Below are 21290 nucleotides of genomic sequence, written 5' to 3' on the forward strand. Positions count from 1 at the left end.
CGCTTGGTCAGAGACTATGAATTATTGCCAGAGACATCAGAAACCTTGATTTACCTTGCCATGATCCGCATTATGGTCAGGCGACTGGCATAAAATTTGACGCCTCACATCTTTTCAAACACCCTCTAAGCCCTCCTAATGACTAGAGGGCTTTTTTCTATTGGATTTTTATTTACCAAATGTCCTAAAAGCCGAGTTTGATTAGCAATTTTTAATTGTTCATATGAATCTTTATTGCTAGAGAAAAACAGCCAATTTTTATCTTTGACAAAGCTAAAAAAAATCGAATTTCAAAGATTCAGAAGACTCTAAAACTGCTCCGCCTTAAGGGATAGGTTGGTGTGCTTCGCTACGAAATTGTTCCTACCTTTGCCAGAGGGAATTCCTGCATGATTAATCGTAGAGTACATACAGGCTAAGGACAGGTTGAACAATTTGATGAGATTGCAAATTTGCGATCGCCAAACTGTTAATTCCTGTTTTTTTGGCTGCTTTTTAACACCTTTAAATTCTTTGCTCGAGCATTTTTTTAAATTGTTTATTGGTTCCAACTTGATAGTCATCAAGGAGTACACATCATGAATCAGTTGAAGGAAAAGTTGAACCTAGCCGCTGTGGGGCGGATGCTGGCTGTGTGTTTGGCAGGTGTTTTTTTGGTTATGACGACTGCCTGTAGCAATCCTCCCGTGCCCAAGGCTTCGGGTACAGGTTCATATCAGGGTGCCCCGGCTCCCAAGGCTTCGGGTACTGGCGGTTCCTATCAAGAGAAGCGCGCTCAGCACACGGATATTTATGGAACCAATCAGGATCGCGTTGGCGGGATGAATAATTTCCGAGACACGCCTGGTAATTTGGATACGAGCCGTTCGGATGCAAAGGCCGATCGCTTGATTCGAAATGCTAACCAAAACCTCAATAAGGCCAACAATCCCGAAGAATTTGTTGAGAACTTCCAAGAAGGTCGGCCTTTGAATGAGCGAATTTCGAACGTATCTAAGCGTGTTGGTAGCGGTGTAGAAAACGCCACCGAAGAACTTTCTGAAACCGCCCGTAAAGGGTTTAAGAATGTTCAAAAGAACGCAAAAAATGCTGCTGACGAAGTATCTAAAGCTGTGGACGATGACACCCCAGGTGGTCCTCTCGATCGCTTAGGAAACATGGTGCGCGATCGCGACAATATGGGTAACAGCGCCAGCAACAAAATGCAGCGCAACACCGGCGACTCTTACCGCGGTTAATCAGCGATCGCACTTCACATGCGTATTCTTCCATACCTGTGAAGTTAGCCATCAGCTCTTAAATGCCTAACGCAACAAACCCCACAGTACTGTGGGGTTTGTTGCGTTTATACCAGCCCTTAAGCAACAATCACAAAGTCACTAGCCGACACATTGGCCTTGTTATTGAGTGTGGCAAAGAAATCACCCAGCCCAAAGCCGGAGCTAGCACCGTTGGAATTGTAGAACAACCGACCGTTACTCGTGTTGTACACAATCAGTGCATTGCTGGTAGCGGCTGCCGCATCACTTGTCACCTTGGCAAACTCACTTGCCTTGCTAAAGCTGTTGCCTGAGACGCTTTGCAGAGTCGTGAATGTTGTCTTATCCAATACAATGCGATCTACACCCAGCTCAAAGTCGTCAATGCGATCTTTCCCTAGGCGCGAGGTGGTAAACGCGGCTCCTGCATCAAACACAAACGAATCGGCTCCTGCACCGCCACCCAAAAAGTCGTTGCCGCTGCCGCCAATCAGTCGGTCGTTGCCGCTGTATCCCGCCAGAATATCGTTGCCGCTGCCGCCCAATAGGGTATCGTTTCCCTGGTCGCCTCGAATGCGGTCATTTCCGCCTTTGCCGTGAATGAAGTCATCGCCCCCTTGGCTATTGATGACATCGGCAGAATTGTCGAATCCGTGGACAACGTTGTTCTTTTCGTTCAAGAAAGTGACTGTGTTGCGGTTAAACAGTTGAGTTGGGTTGGCGTTGGCATCAACCACATCAAAGCGATCGCTCACAGCCGTATCGCCATCAAACAGAATGTTGCCCGAGTTCGCTACATTCTCCAGCTTCTCCAAGGTAAAGTTCTTGAGCGTAATGGAGGTAGAAGCCAGATCAAGGAACGTAAGCTTTAGATCAGCGCCAGCTTGCTCAGCTAGCATGAACTCGGCCTCCATGCCACCCCCCACAAACTTGAGCCTATCCAACTCTGCCAAGGTGGCGCCAGAAGGATTAGTACCTAACCCAAAGCCGCCAAAGTTTTCAATGACTTTGTCGTGTCCTGGATGAATGACAAAGGTGCGGTTTCCATTTGCTCCATTCAGCACTAACGGAGTGCCTAATGACTTAACAAAGACATCTTCGGCAATTGGATTCTCGCCAAACTCTGCATCTAACAGAAAGTCTTCGTCACCGGGCACGAGGTTAGAAAAATCTGACGTGAAGGCCACGGTCAACCCATCATCTGACAAGATAGGACTAAACGCATCTCCGCCAAAGGTTTGCCCAAAGGGATTAGTGTATGACGCACTGCCTTGATTGCCAAAGGAATTGGTGGAAACTCGTGTTGTTGTTCCTGTCATCAAGTCGTGTACAAACACATCTTCAGACTCATTCGTATCTCCAGCAACTAAGTTGGAAGCAGTTGAAGAGAATGCAACATAGCGACCATTGCCAGCGATAAATGCCCCACGTGAAGCGCCATTGCTTTGAGTACCATTGCTGTCGATGGAAATGCGTTGAATAGTTCCTGTCACAGAATCGTACACAAACACATCTGCAACACCATTTGTGTCTTCTGGTACAAGACCATCCACGTCGGCAACAAATGCGATATACCGACCATTGTCTGAAATGGAAGGACTGCCAAGACCGCTATTCAACAAATCAACGCCGGCGATATCGGCAATGCTGGTCGTGCTACCTGTCACGTTGTCATATACCAGCACATCCGACAAGGAGTTCAAGCTTCCATCACCAGGAGCGATGACTTTTGTGGCTGCAAATGTGACATAGCGACCATCATCGGAAATATCGGGCTCGCGTACCGACCCTCCTGCCAACTCTCCAGTCAGGTTTGATATCTGTTGAGTTGTTCCTGTGGCGATATTGTAAATGTAGGCGTCGATTCCATTTGCTTCTGGGTCTCCACCGTTTAAGTCAGCGGTGAAAACGGCGTAGGTTCCATTGCCAGAGATTTTGAAATCTCTTGTGAATTGATCGGTGACTAATTGGGTGGTGTTTGTTTGGCGATCGTGGATGAAGTTGTACGTTGGGTTCTGGGGAAAGTCACCAGCTAGTTGATCGTAAACTCCAACGCTGTAGGCAACGTATCGACCATCATCTGACAGAGATACGTTATTTACGTAAGGAGTAAATTGCGGTGGAATCGTTGGAATTTCGACCAGTTCTGTTGCGCTGGTTTGACGGTCGTGCAACCTCAAAACGAACGTGCCTGTTGAAAAATAAGCTTCGGGCGAACTGACAAATGCTGTATAGCGGCCATTGCCGCTCATGGCCGAGCGGTATACGCCACCAAGAATGGGAGCACCTTGGGATGTGAGTGTAATTCGATCGGTATTCATCATGAATGCTCACTTTGGAGAATAGAGTGAATGAAGTCTCTGGGGGAGAGCGAAAATGACATGACTTGTTCTGCCAGGTTTTCCTATGAAAGCCTGAGCAAGTTCAATTAAGTTCATGCACACAGCGATCGAAACAAAACTGTCGATGCAAAACCGTCGATGCAAAACCGTCGATGCAAAACCGTCGATGCAAACCTAGTGTGTTTGCATATCAGTCTTGCGCGATCGCTTTACAGATGCGGTTAGCACAACGAATTCATGCGATTCATCAATCGATTTATCATTTGAACTATGGAGTTGCCAATGCCATGCTTTATGCCTGGACTTGGCCTATTCTTCGTTGAAACTGGGCCTCTTAAATCGTTGGTTTTGGCAGGCTTGAATTCGTGATGCTGGACAATCGCCATGGATAGTGGGCACAGAAAAAACGTTACAGAACTGATGCTGAAGCCAACTTAAAATTGAAGTCGGTAGCCGCAATTTTAGTTCCGCAGAAACGGTAGATTTACCTGATTAAGACCTAATTAAGATCGATACAATTCAGCTTATTTTCTGCGTGAGGTTGTGCAAATAATTCTCTTTGATGAGAGATTTTTATGCCTCCCAAACGGCAGAAAATTTAAGAGTGGTGTGATTAAAAGAGGCAATCGAGTTTGGTAATTTCAAGTATTACTTGATACGGATTTTTTGAAGTGTTTTTATCATGTTTCTTAAGCAGCTTGACCAAGGCTTTATGAAGGAACGGTCGCTTGATAAAGGCTTAATAAAGACTACATAAAGACTGCCGATTAACATGGTTGCGATTATTGTTGCGATCGCCATGGGTTGTTAATTCGCATCTAGAATTGGCAGGCTTTGGCATGTTGTCTCACGATCTCAGTACAATCCCTCATCTACTGCCCATAAAAATTAGAGCCACACGTCTCTACAATAGGTGAATCGGTAGTCTCAAACAGTCATGATTTCAGTCAGTGTGGCTAAGGCACGAACCCGGAAGCATGACCGAAATAGTACTATCGGTAAATTTGTGGTGGGACGTGGAGTGAAAGTCAGAAGGTATGAAGGCACTGGTGACGGGGAGCAATGGATTTACGGGCTCACATCTGGTGAAGGCGTTGCTGCAACAAGGGCATGATGTGGTGGCTCTGGTTCGTAAGAACAGCGATTTGACCCGTTTGAACGGGCTTAATGTACAGTTGGCCTATGGCGATGTGACGGATGCTCAGTCAGTGCTGGCAGCCATGGAAGGGGTGGACTGGGTGTTTCACACGGCGGCTTATGTGGAGCTGGGCATTGTGGATGCGGCGCGCATGCGGCGGGTGAATGTGGAAGGGACCCGGAATGTGTTAGCAGCGGCGATCGCCGCTCATGTTCAAAAGATGCTGTATTGCAGCACCATTGGCGTGTATGGCGATACTCAAGGCCAAGTGATTGACGAAACCTTTGTTCGGGTTCAAAAAGGGTTTTCTTCGGCCTACGATGTCACCAAATTTGAGGCGCAGCGGCTAGTGGATGAGGCAGCAGCGCAAGGCTTTCCCGTTGTCAGTGTGATGCCGTCGGGCATTTTTGGGGCGGATGATCCGCACTTTGGCCCGGTTTTGCAAACCTTTTGCAAGGGCAAGCTGAAGGTATGGGCTGGGGGCGATCGCATCACCGGAATTGTGCATGTGGATGATCTGGTGGCGTTGATGCTGCTAGCCATCGAAAAAGCCCCACCAGGGCAGCACTACATTGCTTCTGCTGGGGAAATGACAACCCGAAACATGTTTGAAATGGTGAGTGAAGAAACGGGGGTGAAGCCGCCAACCGAAATGCCCCAGGTCGTTGTGCGGTTGGTTGGCATGTTGCTTGACCCGGTGGGACGCCTATTGAAATGGCAACCGCCGATTAGTCGAGAGCGGGTGCATTATCTGTACGATCGCTGTGTGCGGGTTGATGGCAGCAAGGCCATGCGGGACTTGGGATGGCAGCCTCGATCACCTGAGGTCGTTATTCGGGATCTGGCTCGCGGCTACGCATGAGCTGCCTTGCAATCCGTGATTTGCAGATGTTAGTCGGGGGTTTAGCTATGCTAAACGCTCACAGCAGCGGGAACTTGCCTGTCGTGAGCGATCGCGCCACAATAAGAAACATATCGACACAATGTTTTGGTGCTGTTTCGGTGCTTGTTCAGCAAGCCAATTTGCTCGCGTAGGGTCTGAATTTGCATGGTTCTCGATTCGCAGCTTCGCTCTTCTCATTCTTCTGCCACTCAACCCCAGGCCAATCCTCCCGTGCAGTACGATGTGGCGATCGCAGGTGGGGGCATTGTGGGTTTGACCCTGGCCTGCGCGCTTCAAGACTCTGGGTTGCGGGTGGCCATGATTGAAGCGCAGTCCCGCACCGCCGGACTACAGCGCCATCGAGCCTACGCCATTACCCTGTTGTCGGGGCAAATTTTTGACGGACTAGGTGTATGGCACGACATTTTGCCCAGCATCACCACATTTCAACACATTCGCCTCGCAGAAGAAACCTATCCCGCTGTGGTGGATCTGGCACCGGGTGACTTGGGCCGCCTTGCTGACTTGGGCTACGTGGGTGAGCATCATGTCTTGGTTCAGGCATTGCTCAATCGTTTGGATGCTGCGGAAAATATCACCTGGTACAGCCCGGCTGAGTTGGTCAAGGCTGCCTATACTGACCAGGCGGCAACCCTCATCCTAAATATGGATGGCGAAACACACACACTGCACACTCAGCTGCTGGTCGCGGCTGATGGGGCGCGATCGCCACTGCGACAGGCCGCAGGCATTGGTACCAAGGGTTGGTCGTATTGGCAATCCTGCGTAACGGCGGTGATTCGCTCTGAGGCATCGCATCAAAATATTGCCCGCGAACACTTTTGGGCCAGTGGCCCCTTTGCGACGCTGCCCCTGCCTGGCAACCGTAGCCAAATTGTGCTCACCGCCCCGCACGAAGAGGCCAAACATTGGCTCGAAGTGGATGAGTCGGCTTTTTTGGCAGAGCTGGAACGCCGCTATGGTGGGCAGTTGGGTAAGCTGGAACTGGTGGGCGATCGCGCTTTGTTTCCTGTGCGACTCATGCAGAGCGATCGCTACGTACAGCCTCGCCTTGCCCTGGTTGGAGATGCAGCGCACTGTTGCCATCCGGTTGGGGGGCAAGGGCTCAACCTGGGAATTCGGGATGCAGCAGCGTTGGCAGAGGTGATCAAAGCAGCCCACCAACGGCATCAAGATTTGGGCGATGTGAGGGTGCTGAAGCGCTACGAACGCTGGCGCAAAATCGAGAACTGGGCCATTTTAGGATTTACCGATGTGCTCGATCGCCTGTTCTCCAATCATTGGTTTCCGATTGTGGCAGTGCGGCGTTTGGGCCTGTGGGGCATGAAGTACCTGCTGCCGCTACGGTTTCTGGCCCTCAAGCTCATGACGGGGCTGAGCGGAAGACGGCCCAAACTCGCGGCTCAAGGACATTACGTTGCTGCGGCACGCTCTGGCTCCGATACGGAAGGCACGATGCGGTAGAACTTGCCCGCTTCTACTCGAATTGGGCGATCGCACGCATCACATCCAATAATCGTGGCACTGTCGGCGATCGTTAGATTGCTGCCGCAGTGCGGGCAGTAGCCTTTGTACACGCCTTTGCTAGAGCCAGCCGTATACAAAACCGCAGTCGAGCCGAGCATCCCCATGGCTCCGCCAATCCAGCCAGCCTTGGGAATGAGCACCATCGCAAGCAAACTGGTCGTGGCACCCGCTGCACCCAGCAGCCACAGCAGCATTTGTTGAGTTGGCAAGTAGTCTGCCACAGAAAAGTAACGATCTGGATTAGCAATGGTGGGTTTGGCAGGTTGGGAGGGCACTGCCTGGGAAGTTGCCGCTTCCGGTTGGTATGGATGCAGCATCAGGGTGCGCTGCCAAATTGGGGTATAGTGCCCCATCAAGTGACCATAAATTTCGAGTTGGCGAATACCAGATACCTGCAATTGCACCAAGCCTCGCCGCACAAATTCCACCAAACTGTAGCGATTGGGAACTTTGCCCGCTTCTAAAAATACAAGCAAACAATCATCCTGCCGAGATACCCGAGCATGTAGCCCTTCTGGGTTTAGCACAAGATTCATCAACAGGGCGATCGCACTCGGATTGCCCTGTTGCGCCAGCAGTATCGAGCCAGTATCAACCGTATTTATCATGACGATCACCCCGGGGGACTCAACTGATAGGTTGTGTTTCACAGGTTTAGCGCAGCACCCAACGTATGCTCTGACGGGAAAAGCCAACCACGACAGGACTTACGCAGTTGAATAATGTTTGGGACGCTTATCGCCCCAAACATTGTTCAATCTCTGGTTTTTCGGATGAAGTGATAAGTCCTACAAGAAAAAATCGGGGGACTGGGAATGATCGATCGCACGAAGCCAGCAATATTCCACATAGGGGGAAACAGCCCCCGATTCTAGAGCCATCAACACACCACGACCGACATCAGCAATTCTGCTGAAGTTTCTACCTTCTTTATTAGAGGCGTTCTTGACTAGATCCGGATAATTACTGATGTTGCTACAATTCTTTGCATAACGAAATATAGGGCCGGACTGGTGCTCCTTGCTTGGAATGTGAATGCTTGCAGTTAGGGACTGGGTTCGAGCCAAATCCACGACAGATTCCTCACGACAGATTTCTGCTATCCAGGCATGTCGAGCCTAAAAGCCGCCAACCGATCGACACCCTGCATCTGCATCTGGGTGGGCTGTGTTATTCTCATGGCTGCAAGGGTTTGATGGGGGCACATCATGAACTATCGTGCCGTGCTAGCAATCTTACTGTCGGCGGGGCTGGTGGGCTGCGATCGCCTGCCCGAAGCCTACACCAATCCCTATGGGCTCCAGTCGGCAAGCCCAACTCCCGCACCATCTGCGATTGCTGCTGCGAGTCAAGATGCGATCGCCCAGCCGTCTGCGCAGCCCGCCACCTTAGCCCAATGTCGCCGCACCGGACGATTAGAGCGGGTTTATCAAACGGCAGACCTGGCCGCACCCGTCGCTGGAGACATCGCCGCAGGCTTTTCCGTCACGGTGTCAGGCTCGGTCAATCAGCCCTCCTACGGCTGGATTCAAATTAGCGCTCCGGTCAATGGCTACCTTCAAACGCCGTTTCTCAAATTGTGTGAAACTGGGCAAGTTTTGGATTGCGGCATTGTGGTTCAACCTGAGCTGGCCATCAAACCCGTTCCCACCACCGAATCCGAACCCAACGGCGCGCTTTATTTTGAGCAAGGGTTTCGGGTGCTGGGCACACCGGTCATTCAAACCGAGCCACCTCTCCAGGCTGGCCGGGTGTGGGTGCCTATCGATCGCTTTGGGGTCACTGGATGGCTGACAGAATCTGCACCGGATGTGTTTGGCACAAACTTTCGACGGGTGCCCTGTCGGGACATTAACCTGGAACCTGCTGTTGGGTAGTGGGTTTTGGCTTTGCGCAGAATTCGGAAGGGCTGAGGGCAGAGCAGAGCCGAAGCACAACCAACCCAGCAGCTTCCGCAAAGGGTGCTAGTCCCGAAATCCAGTCAGCACGCCGTAAATGCCCCAAATCGCCATCGCCCGTAGATAATGGCTAGCGCGAAACGTTCCCACCGAAGTAATGGCCTCTGGCGTGCGGAATTGGAGCCCGTTCTCATATACCTGCTGCACCACGGCTTCCGTCAGGCGCATAGCCTCCGGCTCCATGCCCATCTGCACCAGAAAAGCGGCTAGCCCAAAATTGATGCCTGTCCACACTTCCAGCGGGTGCGTGTCTTTCGGATTCACCGGAGAGCCATCGGGGCGTAGCCCGTTGGCCGCACCAAATTTGCCGTCGTGGAACTTGAGGAAACACGCCTCATAGACCGTCTTCAATGCCGATCGCGCACAGTCTTCTGGCACCACATCCGGCAGGCCCAACAGCCGCGCATAGAACTGGCCACAGAGCTGATCCGCCATCACCACATCGGAACCGCTGCCCGTGTCGAGCTGGTAGTATTGCCCATTCCACAGCGCATCGTGGAAAATGGCGCGAGACTGAGCCAGCCAGCTCTGGAATGTCGATAGCTCTGAACTGATTTCTGCCGATTGGGCAAATGCGGATCGTTCGGTGGTGAGAATGTCCGCGATCGCGATCGCGGCTTCCAATGCCGCAATCCACAGCCCACCGCAGTAAGCGCTCACGCCCTGGAGTCGCCAGTCATCAAAGGTTTGATCGGGTGCGCCTGCATTTTCGGGAATACCATCGCCATCTAGATCAAAGCCCTTGAGGTAGTGCAACGCTGCCACTACCGCAGGCCAGCAGTCTTCTAGAAAAGCTGCATCGGCACTGTCCGTCAGCACAAAGTCGCGGTAGACCTGCAACACAAAATCGCTGCCCAAATCCTTCCACTGGTTGCAGTCTTGGTAGCTGGTGTAGTTGGTCTTTTCCCAGGGGTGCTCGTTGGGTGCGCCCAGGTCATGGGGTGTGGCGTTGGCCACTTTGCGCGGCACCAAGGGACTATCTGTACCCTGAGTGAAGTAGTAGCCAATTTTGCGGGGTGTGGCATCCTCGGCGGGAATGGCGCGGGCAAAGGCGCGCAGCACTGCCTTATCCAGCTCGGGGAACAGCATCATCATGGCAAAGGAGCCATACAGCCGCACATCCAAACTCTCGTACCAGCGGTAATCCAGGCACTCTACTACCGCAAACTGACCGACCGGATCGCGATCGCTCGCCGCACTCCACAACGTGGCCCCATCCGTCAGGTCATACAGCTCGTTGAACAGCGCCATCTTGAACCAGTTGGGCAAATCCTGATCCAGAATGGGCTGCTGCCAATTGATAATCTGCTGTTGCCAGGTCTGGTATTTGGTGAGAGCGGTTTGGGCGATCGCCCAGGCATTCGCTCCACTGCGTCCAAAAAAGTCCGTATAGCGGCGGAAGTAGTTGACTCCCTCGGCAAACTCCGTCACCGGAAAATCCCAGGCTAGAACCATGGGTACCTGCCGCGTCTCACCGGGAGCCAGCGTAAACCGCAGGGCGATCGCGCTGCCTACCTGTTCCCCTGCTTCTGCTGGAGCCGCATCTGCAAGATTGGCCAGAGAACCATCGGTGGCAAAGGTACACCACACGTCTGCTCCATCGCCTGCGGGATTCCAGCGGGTTTGGTAGAACACTTCAGTTCCGGGAGTATGGACGGTGGCGATCGCCCATTGTCCGTCTCCTTCTGCGGGTGCTTCCTCCAAATCGCGCCCCAGCACACAGCCCACGGATTCATTCTGCTGCATCCACAGACCCCAGTTTCTGGTACTGTCGCCCCAGCGCGGCTGATATTCATACACGGGGCTACCGTCGTCGCGCACCTTCACCGTGGGCGACTTCAGCGTATTGGTGAACCAGCCTGTCATGTTGTGCCAGCTCAGCATCACGCTCAGTGTTATGGGCTGATCGGTGGGATTGTGTGCCGTCCATACAAACACCGCGACGGGATAACTGGTTTCCTGATAGTTGTGCGCCCAAATGGGTGAAAACTGCTCGCAGCTTAGGTTGGCATGAAAGCGATCGCTATAGGTAAACCAACTGCGGGGATACAGCGCCGCGTATTCAGACTTCGGTTCTGCACCCTCGGGCGAATACCACTGCCACGCGCCCAACGTGCCATCTTCCGGCGCTTGGGTACACAGCGCGTAGGCCTGGCGCTGCTCGCCCACCTGCTCAAATACGCTGAACTGGCATCCCGGCACCGACTGAAACACATGCTCACCACCGTCGATGTGCCACAGGTTAAAGTCGCCCCGGTGCGATCGCCCAATGCAGCCCGCACCAAATCCCCCCAACGGCATCCCATGCCAGGGGCCATCATCTAAATTACTGGCATAGCGAACGGTGTAGGGTTTCTCCCAACCCAGTCCTAGCGGACGTTTCCAGGCGCAATCGGGAACCATTGGCGCGATCGTTGGTGCAGGTACAAAATTTTTCATCACCCGATTCTACCGGGTAACGTTTTGCAAAAACGCCTCAATTCCAAAGAAAAGTTGCCCTTTATTCTTTGAGTTCGGGATGGGACTGAGTGTTGGTTACTGCGAAGTAAAAGCCGTAGAGAACCTCTCGCGAAAACCACTTTTTGAAGGTGACTGCCCGCAAAAATGCAATATAGGCAAAGCCAATCGATGCCAGTGCGATCGTAAATTGTGCCCAGGAAAAGAGACGAATTCGCAGTAAATTTATCAATAAAACAAGGCCCAGCAGCAGCAGCCCGAACGAGATATTACGATACATAATGTGGCTGGCTTGATATAAATCAGCAGCAATAACAGCGGGTCGATTGCGTTCCTTTAAATAAGCTTGAAGCCGAAGGTAGAGCCAGTTAATTTTTGTAGGAATGCCAACAGCATCGTGCAGCAACAGAACAAGTTTATCTTCAAAGTCGAGGGTTGGAGTCGCTAGCGTCATACTAGACTCTTGTAAAGCTTGGTACCGTCTTGAGAGCTCGTTTTTTTGAAAGTAGTCAAAATTCTGATGAAAAGTTTTGCAAAGAAATAGGAAATATTTCCAGGTGAAGTCCTGCACTAAGCTGCCTAAAAAATAGCTGAAAAAAGCGAAGACAACGATCACTTGAAATGAAAAATCTTGCTGAATAACGATCAGCAAATCTTGAAAATTAGCATTTGGACTATAAATAAAGAAGATGACTAATACGAGTGGAATGCCGCCGAGAATGGAAGCAAAAAACTCGTAAGGGCCAAGCGCAAATTTGAATAATTCCATATTTCGGCCTGTGAAATGGTTCAGCCAAACAAGAGGACGCAGACAGCGGAATTGGCTCAGCGGGTTGCACCCAGGAGAGCCAGGAAGATTTGCAGGGCTGTGCGCTTCGAATTGTACTTACTACGTCAGCTTATTTAGGGCTAGCGTTCATTAACGCAGGTTTTTTTGAGGAAGGTTCTGCCTGTTCAAAAATATTCTTTAAAGTCGCCACTGGTTAATCAGTTGTGAGGGCCAAAAGTGGTAAGGCAACATCATCACAGCCTTTGTTTCTTTGAGGTTAACCAGGAGTGGAAACACAGACTGGGCTAGAAAGCCTTCGGGCATATGGCTAGGCTGCAAAAAGCACGTTGTGCAGAATACGAGCTTGCCTCGACAGTAGCTAAGCGGAAGCTTGTACCCCATGATGCGCTCTCGCTCGTTTGTAATGGCTCGTACTAAATCTTGCAATTCAGGTTCGGTGGGAACAGTGCCCTTGTAGGTAAATAGGTCTTGAGCCAACCTTCTCAACAGCCGAGCGCGACCGTCGAAGTAAGGATCGAGGCTATAAATGACATCTGCAGCTAGGGTATCAGTATTGTTGGGGTCAAAGAGGCGTTGATTGGCTTGGATGAGGTGTCCCCATACGATTTTGCCGCGATCGCGCAGCAAATGTTGATCCACCAGGATCTGCAGCATGGAGTCGTTTTTCTCTTCAAAGATATCTTGAATTCTAGGGCTGAGTTCAAGGCGGCAAATGGCAGCCTCTTTGTCGCTGAGCGATCGCGGAGGTGGACCAAAGCGATCGCGACACGCTTGAATGATCTCGATTTCGGGCTGGAACTCTGGCAGGGGATAGGGTGACGCGATCGGACTCTTGATGGTTCCTGTGCTAGCGTCTGGCTTACGAGGTGGCGAGCTTGGGGGTGTTGGCGTTCCGGCAAAGAATTGGCAGACACTCGGCACCACAAACAAAATGCAAGCACACCCAGCGTAGATTTGCCCCAAAAAAAACAGCGCTACAGCCAGTGGAGTCGTTTGCAGCAGCAGAATGCCTGCAACGACAGCGCCTAAACAGCCCACCCCCAGCAGCGCCCCACTCACCCACCGTGCCCAGTTGCACCCCTGAAACAGTGCAAAGCACAGCAGCAGGGTTAAAGCAAAACGAATTCCCTGTCTTAAGTCGAGTGGGGTATTGTCGATGGAATTTGCAAACACGATGCTTGCCAGCGATGTGACGATCCACACGCAGCAAATTGCGAAAACCCACACACGACCCGGATGCAATGACGTTTGCACAGATAGCGCCCTTACAAGCTGATGAATTGTGGCCTGGAGATACCTGCCTGCTCTGGCTCGGCAGCATGAGGCAACCGGATTGCGATCGCACTCAACCCCACACAGACACAGTAGAAATTGAGCGAGACGGCTCATTTCTCACCACATCCGTATTTCAGAATGCCCACGCGCTTCCAGATTTGACCAACTTTGGTGAATCAGCAAATCCCCATTGAATCAATCCAAAGTTCCTAAAACGCAAATCCAGCTGTTGGCAGTTCAATGCGTTACGTTAGCACTAATGTCTTTCAAGCTGGACTGGTACGAGTCAGATTCTGGCGTTCGATCTGGTATTTCATGCTTTGGGACTTGTATGCTCTGAATTTGTGCCTTTCACATGCGTTTTGGAGGTGATCCCATGGTGAACCCTGCCGATGCTACCAATGAACGGATAGAAAAAGTGCTGCTCATCGGTGTTACGGGTGGAACGGGCAGCAACGCCGTGAAGGGGTTTCTAGAACAAAACGTGACGAATCTGCGAGCTATGACTCGCAAACGGGATCTCAATCGACCGTCCCTTGCCCATCTTCAAAACAGCGGTGTCGAGCTTGTGGAAGCCGATTTGGATGATGAGGGGTCGCTGGCAGCGGCGTTTGAGGGTGTTTCAGCGGTGTATTGTCATGCAACGGCTCCCGATTCGGCTAAGCCCGATCCTCGGGAAGCGGAGCGGGCGGAGCGGGTTGCACAAGCGGCGAGGCTGGCTAACGTTCAGCACTTGGTGTACAACTCGGCAGGTGGGGGCGATCGCAACTCGGGCATTCCCCACATTGAGCAAAAGTATCGCGTCGAGCAGGTGTTCAAACAAGCGGGTTTGCCCACAACGATGCTGCGGGCTTGCCTATTTATGGAAGAGTTTTGGAAGCAGTACACGCGGCCATCAATATTGAAGGGAACATTTGCCTTTGCCATTCAGCGCGATCGCCCCTTACACCTGATCACGACCAAAGATATGGGACGGATTGCAGCCTATGTCATGCAGCATCGCTCCCAGTTTTTAGGCCAGGAAATTGAGCTAGCTGGAGATGTGCTCACCCCCCAACAAATGGCAGAGGCGTTTGCCAAAGCCCAAAGTAGCCCCGTTGCCTACAAAGAAATTCCTCCCTGGATCTTTCTACTGCTCCTGCGCAAACCACTGTTTGATTTAATCCAGTGGTATCGCACCAAGGGTTATCAAGCCGATGTCCCGGCGCTTAGAAACACGTTTCCTGGTCTGCTCACCACTTTCTCAGAATTCTTGGAAGAAACCCACTGGGCTAATCCAGAGTTGACCTATCAAGACCTGTAGACCTGGGCCACACCTGTAGAACGTTTGAGCTGTTCGCGACCTGACTACTGCTGATTCAGACCTCCTGCATGGCTTTTGGGATGCATGCACCCCTGGATGAATCCGCCCTCTACAGATGCATGCGACATAACTACAGAACTTCCACATGGGTATTGGTTATTGGATGCGAAGCACCAAATAACAAATACAAACCCAAAAGACTTGGTGGAATTGCGTCAGTCCGGTTGAAGAAGCATGCGTATTTCTGCACAAAAAACAACTAACAAACGAGCAATGGCAAGCCTAAAACCGATCGTTAAGATACGAATTGAGTGCTAGTTTGGAATGGATAATCGCGATGCAAATACCCATTGGCAAACTCATCGTTAGTCTAGGGATTATCCTGGTAGTTGACGTACCCCCCGCTCAGGCCCAAGTTTCAGATGGTCAAGTTGCAGCCCTGGTTGAGGCGCTTCGCCAAGCGGCACCTCAAACGGGACGTGCGGATGATGGGCTGTATAGTGATTGGCAAATCATGCCGGGAAATATCCCTCGTTGGTCAAGGTCGTGCCTGGGCCGGGAGCTATCGCCCGCTGAGTTTGAGGCAAGTCCACAACTTGCCCGTTCGGTGGTGACATGTGTCATGCAAGACGTGCTGCGAGACGAGTATCGTGCCAGCGGTAACGATGAAATGCTGGCGGTGCGTCGAGCGGCGGCCTGGTGGATGCGAGGTGATCCATCCCAGTACAACAGCTCGGAAATTGCCGATTACGTTCAGCGGGTGGTGAATGCCTATGAGCAGCAAGAGGCTGCTGCTGCTGCACCGCAACCCGCCTCCCCTGCTGCACCTGCCGATCAGCCGCTCCAGTCCTCAGAGTTTGATCGCTATATGGCAGCGGGGTATGAAGCAACCGAGCAACGCGACTATGACACTGCGCTGCTCTATTTTCGGCGGGCATTGGATGAGCGTCCCGATAATTCCTACGCTGAGCAAGCGATTCAAAATGTGGAGCGGTATCGTAGCATTCCTGCCGAAGATGCATCTGATAACCAATCTCAGCCGGATTCTGAATAGCTTATGAAAACTCTGTTGATTGCTTTGGTGGCAATGATGCCTGCGGTTGGCGCTTCTGGCGCGCTGGCCCAATCGACTCAGCCTACCTGGGTGGAGGTGACGAGAAATGCCGTGGGCGATCGCTTTATGGTAGAGCGTGATTCGATTGATTTGCGAGATGACGTTGTTTGGTTTTGGGAATATCGTGATTTTCCCGAACCCAACAATGCCTTTGTTGGGGTTGAGCTAGAGCAACCTGTGCATGGTGCCATGCTGTATCGCTCTGTAGATTGTGTGAGTGGGGTGTCTCGGCTGCGGCAAATGGTGGTGCATAACCGAGAAAGGCAGGTAATTCAGCGCTTTAACTATGGAAATGCGGGACAGTTGGCTCAGCCTCAGTCGGGCAGTAGTGCCGCAGCCGTGCTGAGCTTTGTGTGCGAGCAATCCCAACCGGAGCCCAACTCAGCGCCACAATAACGCTGCCGGAATTGCTCTAGCAGGACTTATGCAGTTGAAGGATGAAGTGCGTAAGTCCTATCTAAATCTGTGCATGCGAGATCTGTGAATAGCGGTTGTAAAAGGGTATAGCTACCCTTTTACAACTACCGCAACTGAGTTTGGTTAGTCCCATCGGTGTTGTCGAGCTTCGTTGACTATCCCTTGTGCCTCTTCGAGTGAGATGTGATAGCGATCGCTCAACAGTTGGGGAATGCGATCGCAGTCGCGATTTGGATTCACATCTGGTTGTTGGGAATAACAAGGGAGTGCAACATTGCATAAAAACGGCGAAGGTTTTGCCTTTAGTTGAACTGGTTCAAGATTCTGAACTTCTCTGGAATTGACAAAAAATAGCAATGCTCGGCTAAGGTTGGCATCGCTGAGGTTGGCATCGCTGAGTAAGGTACAGTTGAGGTCGGCTCCGCTAAGGTTGGCAAATTTAAGATTGGCCCCGCTGAGGTTGGCAAATCTGAGGTTGGCCCCATCAAGGTTGGCAAATCTGAGATTGGCTCTACTGAGGTTCGCCCCACTGAGGTTGGCTCCGCTGAGATTGGCTCCGCTGAGATCTGCCTCGCTAAAGTTGGTTCCGCTGAGATCTGCCCCGCTAAAGTTGGCCCCGCAGAACTCCGCACTGCTGAGGTTGGCATCACTGAGGTTGGCTCCGCAGAATTCTGCTCCGCTGAGGTCGGTTCCGCTAAGGTCTGCTCCGTTGAAGTTGGAACCATTGAGGCTGATTGTCTCTGTATTTCTGTTGCTTGGGCGGAAATTGAACAACAGGAAGACTCCACCAGCAACCATCACCATCGTTCCAATACCGTTGATGAGGGTTTTGCGAGGTGGCTGAGTAAGAGGGTCGCTCTCGGTGTGAGATGGGCGATCGCCATCTGGCTGAAGTGGATGCTCAGGCAGTAACCCCAGCCACCCCACCATCCCCAGACAGGCTGGAGTGGCGATCGCCCCAATCACCCACCGTTTGTTGGCCTGCATCCTTCGCGTCCACTGCTTAAATCGCTCCTGCATTCTTGAGATCCCCTCAATGCTGACCACATTATCCGCTCCGGGAAGCGGGAACTCTCTAAATCTTTATGCCTACTTAACTACCTTCCTGAAAGTCAGGGGGCCTTTGGGGACTGGACCCAACCTGAGTTTTGGATAAGCTGAAGCGCGCATTTTTGCGTGTGCGTCGTGCAGCAAAAATGGGCTGTTCTGAGGTTTGCACGTTGCGCAAACCTCAGAACAGCCCTGAACCGAAACGGACGTTAAACCAGTGGATGCCTTTTAACGATTGGAGGTTTAGTGGCACCGAGTAACTCTTGACCTCCATCCAACCAATCATCCTGGATGCTGTCGCTGCAACGATGGATTATGCTGTCACATTCCGGCGCTCTATCAGAGTCTTCATTATCTTGAGGCCACGTTCTGGCTCACTCCACGGACACACCTCAATGCAAATACCACATCCACGAGTTTCCGCAAAATACGGGGCGCATTTGTCAAAGTTGACATACCAGCGCTCTACTCCCCGTACCATTTGCTTGGTTGGAAAAATTGCATGGGGTGGACAGTTGGTTTCGCAAATGCGGCAGTTTGCGCAAAAGTCATCCACCCCGATATCACGGGGCTGATCAATTGCAAGTGGTAAATCCGTCAGTACTGTTGCCAGACGCACGTTTGCCCCATGCTCTGCTGTAATCATGGAGCCATGCTTGCCCAACTGCCCCAAACCCGCTTTGATGGCGACTGGCACATGCAAGACCTCGACGCTAGAATCGGGAGCCAAATTAGTAGATGCTTGGGCCGGGTACCCCAGAGACCGGATATGTTCTGCCACTTCGATCGCCACCCGGTTCACATCTAGATAAGTCAGCATGATTTCACGATTAGAGCGATCGCTGGGTGTGTAAAGCATCTCATCGCGATTCATGGGGATGGCGATCGCAATGGCGTACTTGAAGCATGGGCTGAAATCTCGATAGCATAGGTCTTCTGTCAAATGCGTAATACCGACCAGTGCGGCTCCAGACTGTTGCGCAAATTCCTTAATATATTCAGCGGCATCAGTCGGGTTTGCCGGGGTCGCAACCCGAGTTGCAACAGGCCCCACACGCCGACGATCTTGCCAAAACATACGAACGATAATGCGATGAATCGCTGTCGGTTCCATGACTTGAAAGTACCAGTCCAGCTTGCCCCAAGCCCTTCTATAGGAGTCTCCAAAGAAAACATGATCGGCGCGACGTGGGGCAACTTCTCCCAACCCGTTGATTGTATTTCCTGAAATGGGTGGCTCTCGATAGGCAAAGGGATACGTCGTCGTTGGATAGTCCACCTTCATGTGGCGCGCCTTTTTGCGAACAATACCCGGATTTGGAGTTAAATTGGCGGGCACAAAGGGTAGGTGCTCAAACGTTTGAGTAGGCGATGGCCCTGGCATGTCATCTAGCCAGATGGTTTTTCCCCGGCCAATCTGGCGTTGTTGCATCCAGCGCAGCAGTGGAAATAGGGTATGAGTGGCGATCGCCACTGCCATTGAGAATCCGCCAACGCCTAGATTCCGCCGCATTTGCCGCCAACGATCCGCAATCCAATCTATCCATTTCGATGGCTGCTCATACTTATACACAGACACGATAAAAACCTCCGTAGAACTGTTCGAGAAAAGACCGATACAGACTTGATAAGTTCAGGACTTATGCAGTTGAATGATTTTTGGAGCGCTTAGCGCTCCAAAAATCATTCAATCCCCTGGTTTTTCGTAGGAAGTGCGTAAGTCATAAAGTTATCCATGAGGGGATAGGGGTTGTTGCAAACAGGCGTGCCCGTTCAGCAACGTTTGCACGCATTTTTGTGACCATTCCTGCGGATATTCGAATGGTTTTTGAGTCAAACCAAGTTGGGCACGAATAAAGCAAAACCCTTCCCACATGCCTAATAACTGCTCCGCCAATTCATCCGCAGTCAGGGCAGACCGTAGGAAGCCTTTTTCGATGCCTTGCTGGATCAACTTGCTGAGATCTTGCAGGGTTCGACCGTAGGCAGCCGCATAAAACACAGTGGCAATATCGGGATTAAAACGAGCTTCTTCAAACATCAATTGAGCAAACTGGATAATGTCGCTTTGGTTGAGGAAGTGGAGCAAATTTTCCCCATAGCGAACGAGCGTTGTCTCAAAGTCCTCTCGCGTTAACACTTGAGGCGGTAATCCATGTTCAAAAACATTGACCTCGGCCTCAACCACCGCTCGAAGCACTGCAATCATGCTGGGAAAGTATTTGTAAAGCGTTGTCTTAGAAACAGATGCTTCTTTTGCCAATAAATCGGTTGAGACTTCCTCAAACCCTTGCTGAAAGAACAAACGCCTCGCTGCTGTAAGAATCTTTTCTGGTGGTGTGTTCTGTGAGTGCGTCATAGGAACTTGCAATTGCTGATACGGGTGCTTGGAAGATGTTCTTGACTCGATCTGGACAGTACGGTACTGTTCATTCTAGCTTAAGCCAAGTGAGAAAAGAAAGATGGCTAAAACGTGGAAGCAAAAACTAGAAGACCAGAAGCAGCCTAAATTCCAAATTCTTCAGAAACCTATGGCTGGAGCACCAGCAGGGAGTACGTTGTTAATGCCTACTCCGCAGTTGGTGAAAACGCTGATGGATGAAATTCCTGAAGGGACGCAGCTTTCCTCACAGGAAGTTCGTGAACGCTTGGCTCAGGTGCATAGCAGCGATGTCGCGTGCCCAATCTTGACATCGACCTGTGCTCGGGTTGTTGCTGAGGCAGCTTGGGAAGATATTCAATCGGGGCAGGAGCCCAGCCAAGTTACTCCTTTTTGGCGGGCGATCGCACCCAACTCAACGCTTGCAAAAAAGTTAACGTGTGGTTCAGAGTTTATCGAGGCAATGCGCGAAAAGGAAGGTGCATAACGTTTGTCCATTACGGAAAACCAGTCACTTCTGAAACTCGCAAAGAAACCGACCTGTTCCGGTGTATTAGACCTTCTGTATGAATCCTTCAAAACGACATTTATGCAGGAGGTCTATTGCACGTGTTCGCTCGATTGGCAGGTTTAAGATGACTGCCTGTGCTGTAGCGAGTCAGTCGTATTTCTAAAAGAACGATGTGACTAGTAAATACGCCAACTGGCTACCGAACCAAGACGCGGCTAGCCCAACACCCACGGCAAACATGAGTATCGGCGCAAATCCTATGACTTGACGGTTGACGATGCTGTTTGATGCAGAAAAAGGCGGTATGGCAGCGATCGCAGACGGAAGGAACCCACCGATGATAGTGGTGAAAAAGCTTGCAGCGATTTGAAACCAAAAGCCAGATGTCAGATGTTTACTGTAACCATATAGCAAAGCAACGAGACTCGATCCAGCGATCGCTCCTGTGTAGGCAAGAAACGGAAGCACAACTGGCAGAAAAATAAACCCCGCAGCCTGAGATTGCATCCATTCACGGTGAATCGTTTGCAACCAAAAAACTCCCGACAGCACCATCAAAATGACTCCGGCGATCGCACCTCCCAGCACCATGAATAGGGATGCCAAAGACTGGCTATACATAAACGCCATGACTCCAGACCCAATCAAGGGGCTAAAGATTAAACCTAACGCGAACACCGCCACTCCAGCCTCAACCAACGATTTGAGCATGAACATTAAGAACAGGTAAGCTGGTATCCGATATTCCGCAGGTTGCTGGGAATTAATTAAGCAGGTAGTAACGGCAGTAAGGTAGGCCCAAAAGTTGGATGATTTTAGAGCGCTCATCCATCAGATTACTGACCTGCTGAGCTTGCCCGATTGT

19 protein-coding genes are annotated in these 21290 nt (G+C 51.3%); 9 read left to right on the top strand and 10 right to left on the bottom strand.

The window, feature by feature from the left end; genetic code table 11:
• The first annotated feature begins 578 nt into the window (after positions 1–578).
• On the top strand, positions 579–1238 hold the full coding sequence (locus ACQ4M4_RS27555) for a hypothetical protein (protein ID WP_430687696.1): 660 nt from the start codon (positions 579–581) through the stop codon (positions 1236–1238).
• Positions 1239–1357: 119 nt separating this feature from the next.
• On the opposite strand, the gene ACQ4M4_RS27560 is transcribed toward ACQ4M4_RS27555, so the two are convergent.
• On the bottom strand, positions 1358–3583 hold the full coding sequence (locus tag ACQ4M4_RS27560) for a hypothetical protein (RefSeq protein WP_430687697.1): 2226 nt from the start codon (positions 3581–3583) through the stop codon (positions 1358–1360).
• A 1055-nt stretch (positions 3584–4638) separates the two neighbouring features.
• Here ACQ4M4_RS27560 and ACQ4M4_RS27565 point away from each other — a divergent pair.
• On the top strand, positions 4639–5601 hold the full coding sequence (locus tag ACQ4M4_RS27565; RefSeq protein WP_430687698.1) for an NAD-dependent epimerase/dehydratase family protein: 963 nt from the start codon (positions 4639–4641) through the stop codon (positions 5599–5601).
• Positions 5602–5651: 50 nt separating this feature from the next.
• Here the strand turns inward: ACQ4M4_RS27565 and ACQ4M4_RS27570 are convergent, their stop codons facing one another.
• Positions 5652–5789, bottom strand: a complete 138-nt coding sequence (locus tag ACQ4M4_RS27570) for a hypothetical protein (protein ID WP_430687699.1) — start codon at positions 5787–5789, stop codon at positions 5652–5654.
• Here ACQ4M4_RS27570 and ACQ4M4_RS27575 point away from each other — a divergent pair.
• Complete coding sequence (locus ACQ4M4_RS27575) at positions 5788–7107, top strand: FAD-dependent hydroxylase (RefSeq protein WP_430687700.1); 1320 nt, start codon at positions 5788–5790, stop codon at positions 7105–7107. The genes ACQ4M4_RS27570 and ACQ4M4_RS27575 overlap by 2 nt on opposite strands.
• Here ACQ4M4_RS27575 and ACQ4M4_RS27580 read toward each other — a convergent pair.
• On the bottom strand, positions 7056–7778 hold the full coding sequence (locus tag ACQ4M4_RS27580; RefSeq protein ID WP_430687701.1) for a hypothetical protein: 723 nt from the start codon (positions 7776–7778) through the stop codon (positions 7056–7058). The two genes, ACQ4M4_RS27575 and ACQ4M4_RS27580, sit on opposite strands and share 52 nt — an antisense overlap.
• A gap of 600 nt (positions 7779–8378) precedes the next feature.
• Here ACQ4M4_RS27580 and ACQ4M4_RS27585 point away from each other — a divergent pair.
• Entirely contained in the window at positions 8379–9047 is a 669-nt protein-coding gene (locus ACQ4M4_RS27585) for a hypothetical protein (RefSeq protein WP_430687702.1), read from the top strand.
• Between the two features lie 87 nt (positions 9048–9134).
• Here ACQ4M4_RS27585 and ACQ4M4_RS27590 read toward each other — a convergent pair whose 3' ends face one another.
• The 3 genes from ACQ4M4_RS27590 to ACQ4M4_RS27600 form a co-directional block, all read right to left on the bottom strand.
• Entirely contained in the window at positions 9135–11567 is a 2433-nt protein-coding gene (locus ACQ4M4_RS27590) for a GH116 family glycosyl hydrolase (protein ID WP_430687703.1), read from the bottom strand.
• Between the two features lie 61 nt (positions 11568–11628).
• Positions 11629–12354 carry a hypothetical protein gene (locus tag ACQ4M4_RS27595; RefSeq protein WP_430687704.1) on the bottom strand — a complete coding sequence of 242 codons (726 nt, stop codon included), beginning with the start codon at positions 12352–12354 and terminating at the stop codon, positions 11629–11631.
• A gap of 198 nt (positions 12355–12552) precedes the next feature.
• The gene (locus tag ACQ4M4_RS27600; protein ID WP_430687705.1) at positions 12553–13548 is read right to left on the bottom strand and encodes a hypothetical protein; all 996 of its coding nucleotides are present in this window, start codon (positions 13546–13548) and stop codon (positions 12553–12555) included.
• A 68-nt stretch (positions 13549–13616) separates the two neighbouring features.
• Here ACQ4M4_RS27600 and ACQ4M4_RS27605 point away from each other — a divergent pair, with 68 nt between their 5' ends.
• The 4 genes from ACQ4M4_RS27605 (at position 13617) to ACQ4M4_RS27620 (ending at position 16463) form a co-directional block, all read left to right on the top strand.
• Positions 13617–13844: a hypothetical protein gene (locus tag ACQ4M4_RS27605; RefSeq protein ID WP_430687706.1), complete on the top strand. Its 228-nt coding sequence runs from the start codon at positions 13617–13619 to the stop codon at positions 13842–13844.
• Positions 13845–14026: 182 nt separating this feature from the next.
• Complete coding sequence (locus ACQ4M4_RS27610) at positions 14027–14953, top strand: NmrA/HSCARG family protein (RefSeq protein WP_430687707.1); 927 nt, start codon at positions 14027–14029, stop codon at positions 14951–14953.
• Between the two features lie 337 nt (positions 14954–15290).
• Complete coding sequence (locus ACQ4M4_RS27615; RefSeq protein ID WP_430687708.1) at positions 15291–16007, top strand: hypothetical protein; 717 nt, start codon at positions 15291–15293, stop codon at positions 16005–16007.
• A 3-nt stretch (positions 16008–16010) separates the two neighbouring features.
• Complete coding sequence (locus ACQ4M4_RS27620) at positions 16011–16463, top strand: surface-adhesin E family protein (protein ID WP_430687709.1); 453 nt, start codon at positions 16011–16013, stop codon at positions 16461–16463.
• 144 nt (positions 16464–16607) lie between these two features.
• Here the strand turns inward: ACQ4M4_RS27620 and ACQ4M4_RS27625 are convergent, their stop codons facing one another.
• From ACQ4M4_RS27625 to ACQ4M4_RS27635, 3 genes are all read right to left on the bottom strand, one after another.
• Positions 16608–17504: a pentapeptide repeat-containing protein gene (locus tag ACQ4M4_RS27625; RefSeq protein ID WP_430687710.1), complete on the bottom strand. Its 897-nt coding sequence runs from the start codon at positions 17502–17504 to the stop codon at positions 16608–16610.
• A 343-nt stretch (positions 17505–17847) separates the two neighbouring features.
• Positions 17848–19113 carry a 4Fe-4S dicluster domain-containing protein gene (locus ACQ4M4_RS27630; RefSeq protein WP_430687711.1) on the bottom strand — a complete coding sequence of 422 codons (1266 nt, stop codon included), beginning with the start codon at positions 19111–19113 and terminating at the stop codon, positions 17848–17850.
• A gap of 150 nt (positions 19114–19263) precedes the next feature.
• The gene (locus tag ACQ4M4_RS27635) at positions 19264–19893 is read right to left on the bottom strand and encodes a TetR/AcrR family transcriptional regulator (RefSeq protein WP_430687712.1); all 630 of its coding nucleotides are present in this window, start codon (positions 19891–19893) and stop codon (positions 19264–19266) included.
• Between the two features lie 103 nt (positions 19894–19996).
• Here ACQ4M4_RS27635 and ACQ4M4_RS27640 point away from each other — a divergent pair, with 103 nt between their 5' ends.
• A complete protein-coding gene (locus ACQ4M4_RS27640; protein ID WP_430687713.1) occupies positions 19997–20401 on the top strand; it encodes a hypothetical protein in 405 nt (134 codons plus the stop codon).
• 183 nt (positions 20402–20584) lie between these two features.
• Here the strand turns inward: ACQ4M4_RS27640 and ACQ4M4_RS27645 are convergent, their stop codons facing one another.
• Entirely contained in the window at positions 20585–21136 is a 552-nt protein-coding gene (locus tag ACQ4M4_RS27645; protein ID WP_430687714.1) for a hypothetical protein, read from the bottom strand.
• Positions 21137–21290 lie beyond the last annotated feature (154 nt).

It is taken from the genome of Leptolyngbya sp. AN02str, assembly GCF_050565595.1.
Taxonomy (GTDB): Bacteria; Cyanobacteriota; Cyanobacteriia; order Elainellales; family Elainellaceae; genus Kaiparowitsia.

Bases quoted from the DNA above. Each gene is read 5' to 3' on its own strand.
- ACQ4M4_RS27625 (WP_430687710.1), bottom strand. From the start codon at position 17,504: ATGCAGGAGCGATTTAAGCAGTGGACGCGAAGGATGCAGGCCAACAAA.
- ACQ4M4_RS27640 (WP_430687713.1), top strand. From the start codon at position 19,997: ATGGCTAAAACGTGGAAGCAAAAACTAGAAGACCAGAAGCAGCCTAAA.
- ACQ4M4_RS27560 (WP_430687697.1), bottom strand. From the start codon at position 3,583: ATGATGAATACCGATCGAATTACACTCACATCCCAAGGTGCTCCCATT.
- ACQ4M4_RS27610 (WP_430687707.1), top strand. From the start codon at position 14,027: ATGGTGAACCCTGCCGATGCTACCAATGAACGGATAGAAAAAGTGCTG.
- ACQ4M4_RS27570 (WP_430687699.1), bottom strand. From the start codon at position 5,789: ATGCAAATTCAGACCCTACGCGAGCAAATTGGCTTGCTGAACAAGCAC.
- ACQ4M4_RS27595 (WP_430687704.1), bottom strand. From the start codon at position 12,354: ATGGAATTATTCAAATTTGCGCTTGGCCCTTACGAGTTTTTTGCTTCC.
- ACQ4M4_RS27585 (WP_430687702.1), top strand. From the start codon at position 8,379: ATGAACTATCGTGCCGTGCTAGCAATCTTACTGTCGGCGGGGCTGGTG.
- ACQ4M4_RS27590 (WP_430687703.1), bottom strand. From the start codon at position 11,567: ATGAAAAATTTTGTACCTGCACCAACGATCGCGCCAATGGTTCCCGAT.
- ACQ4M4_RS27555 (WP_430687696.1), top strand. From the start codon at position 579: ATGAATCAGTTGAAGGAAAAGTTGAACCTAGCCGCTGTGGGGCGGATG.
- ACQ4M4_RS27635 (WP_430687712.1), bottom strand. From the start codon at position 19,893: ATGACGCACTCACAGAACACACCACCAGAAAAGATTCTTACAGCAGCG.
- ACQ4M4_RS27580 (WP_430687701.1), bottom strand. From the start codon at position 7,778: ATGATAAATACGGTTGATACTGGCTCGATACTGCTGGCGCAACAGGGC.
- ACQ4M4_RS27565 (WP_430687698.1), top strand. From the start codon at position 4,639: ATGAAGGCACTGGTGACGGGGAGCAATGGATTTACGGGCTCACATCTG.
- ACQ4M4_RS27605 (WP_430687706.1), top strand. From the start codon at position 13,617: ATGACGTTTGCACAGATAGCGCCCTTACAAGCTGATGAATTGTGGCCT.
- ACQ4M4_RS27620 (WP_430687709.1), top strand. From the start codon at position 16,011: ATGAAAACTCTGTTGATTGCTTTGGTGGCAATGATGCCTGCGGTTGGC.
- ACQ4M4_RS27645 (WP_430687714.1), bottom strand. From the start codon at position 21,136: ATGCTCAAATCGTTGGTTGAGGCTGGAGTGGCGGTGTTCGCGTTAGGT.
- ACQ4M4_RS27575 (WP_430687700.1), top strand. From the start codon at position 5,788: ATGGTTCTCGATTCGCAGCTTCGCTCTTCTCATTCTTCTGCCACTCAA.
- ACQ4M4_RS27615 (WP_430687708.1), top strand. From the start codon at position 15,291: ATGCAAATACCCATTGGCAAACTCATCGTTAGTCTAGGGATTATCCTG.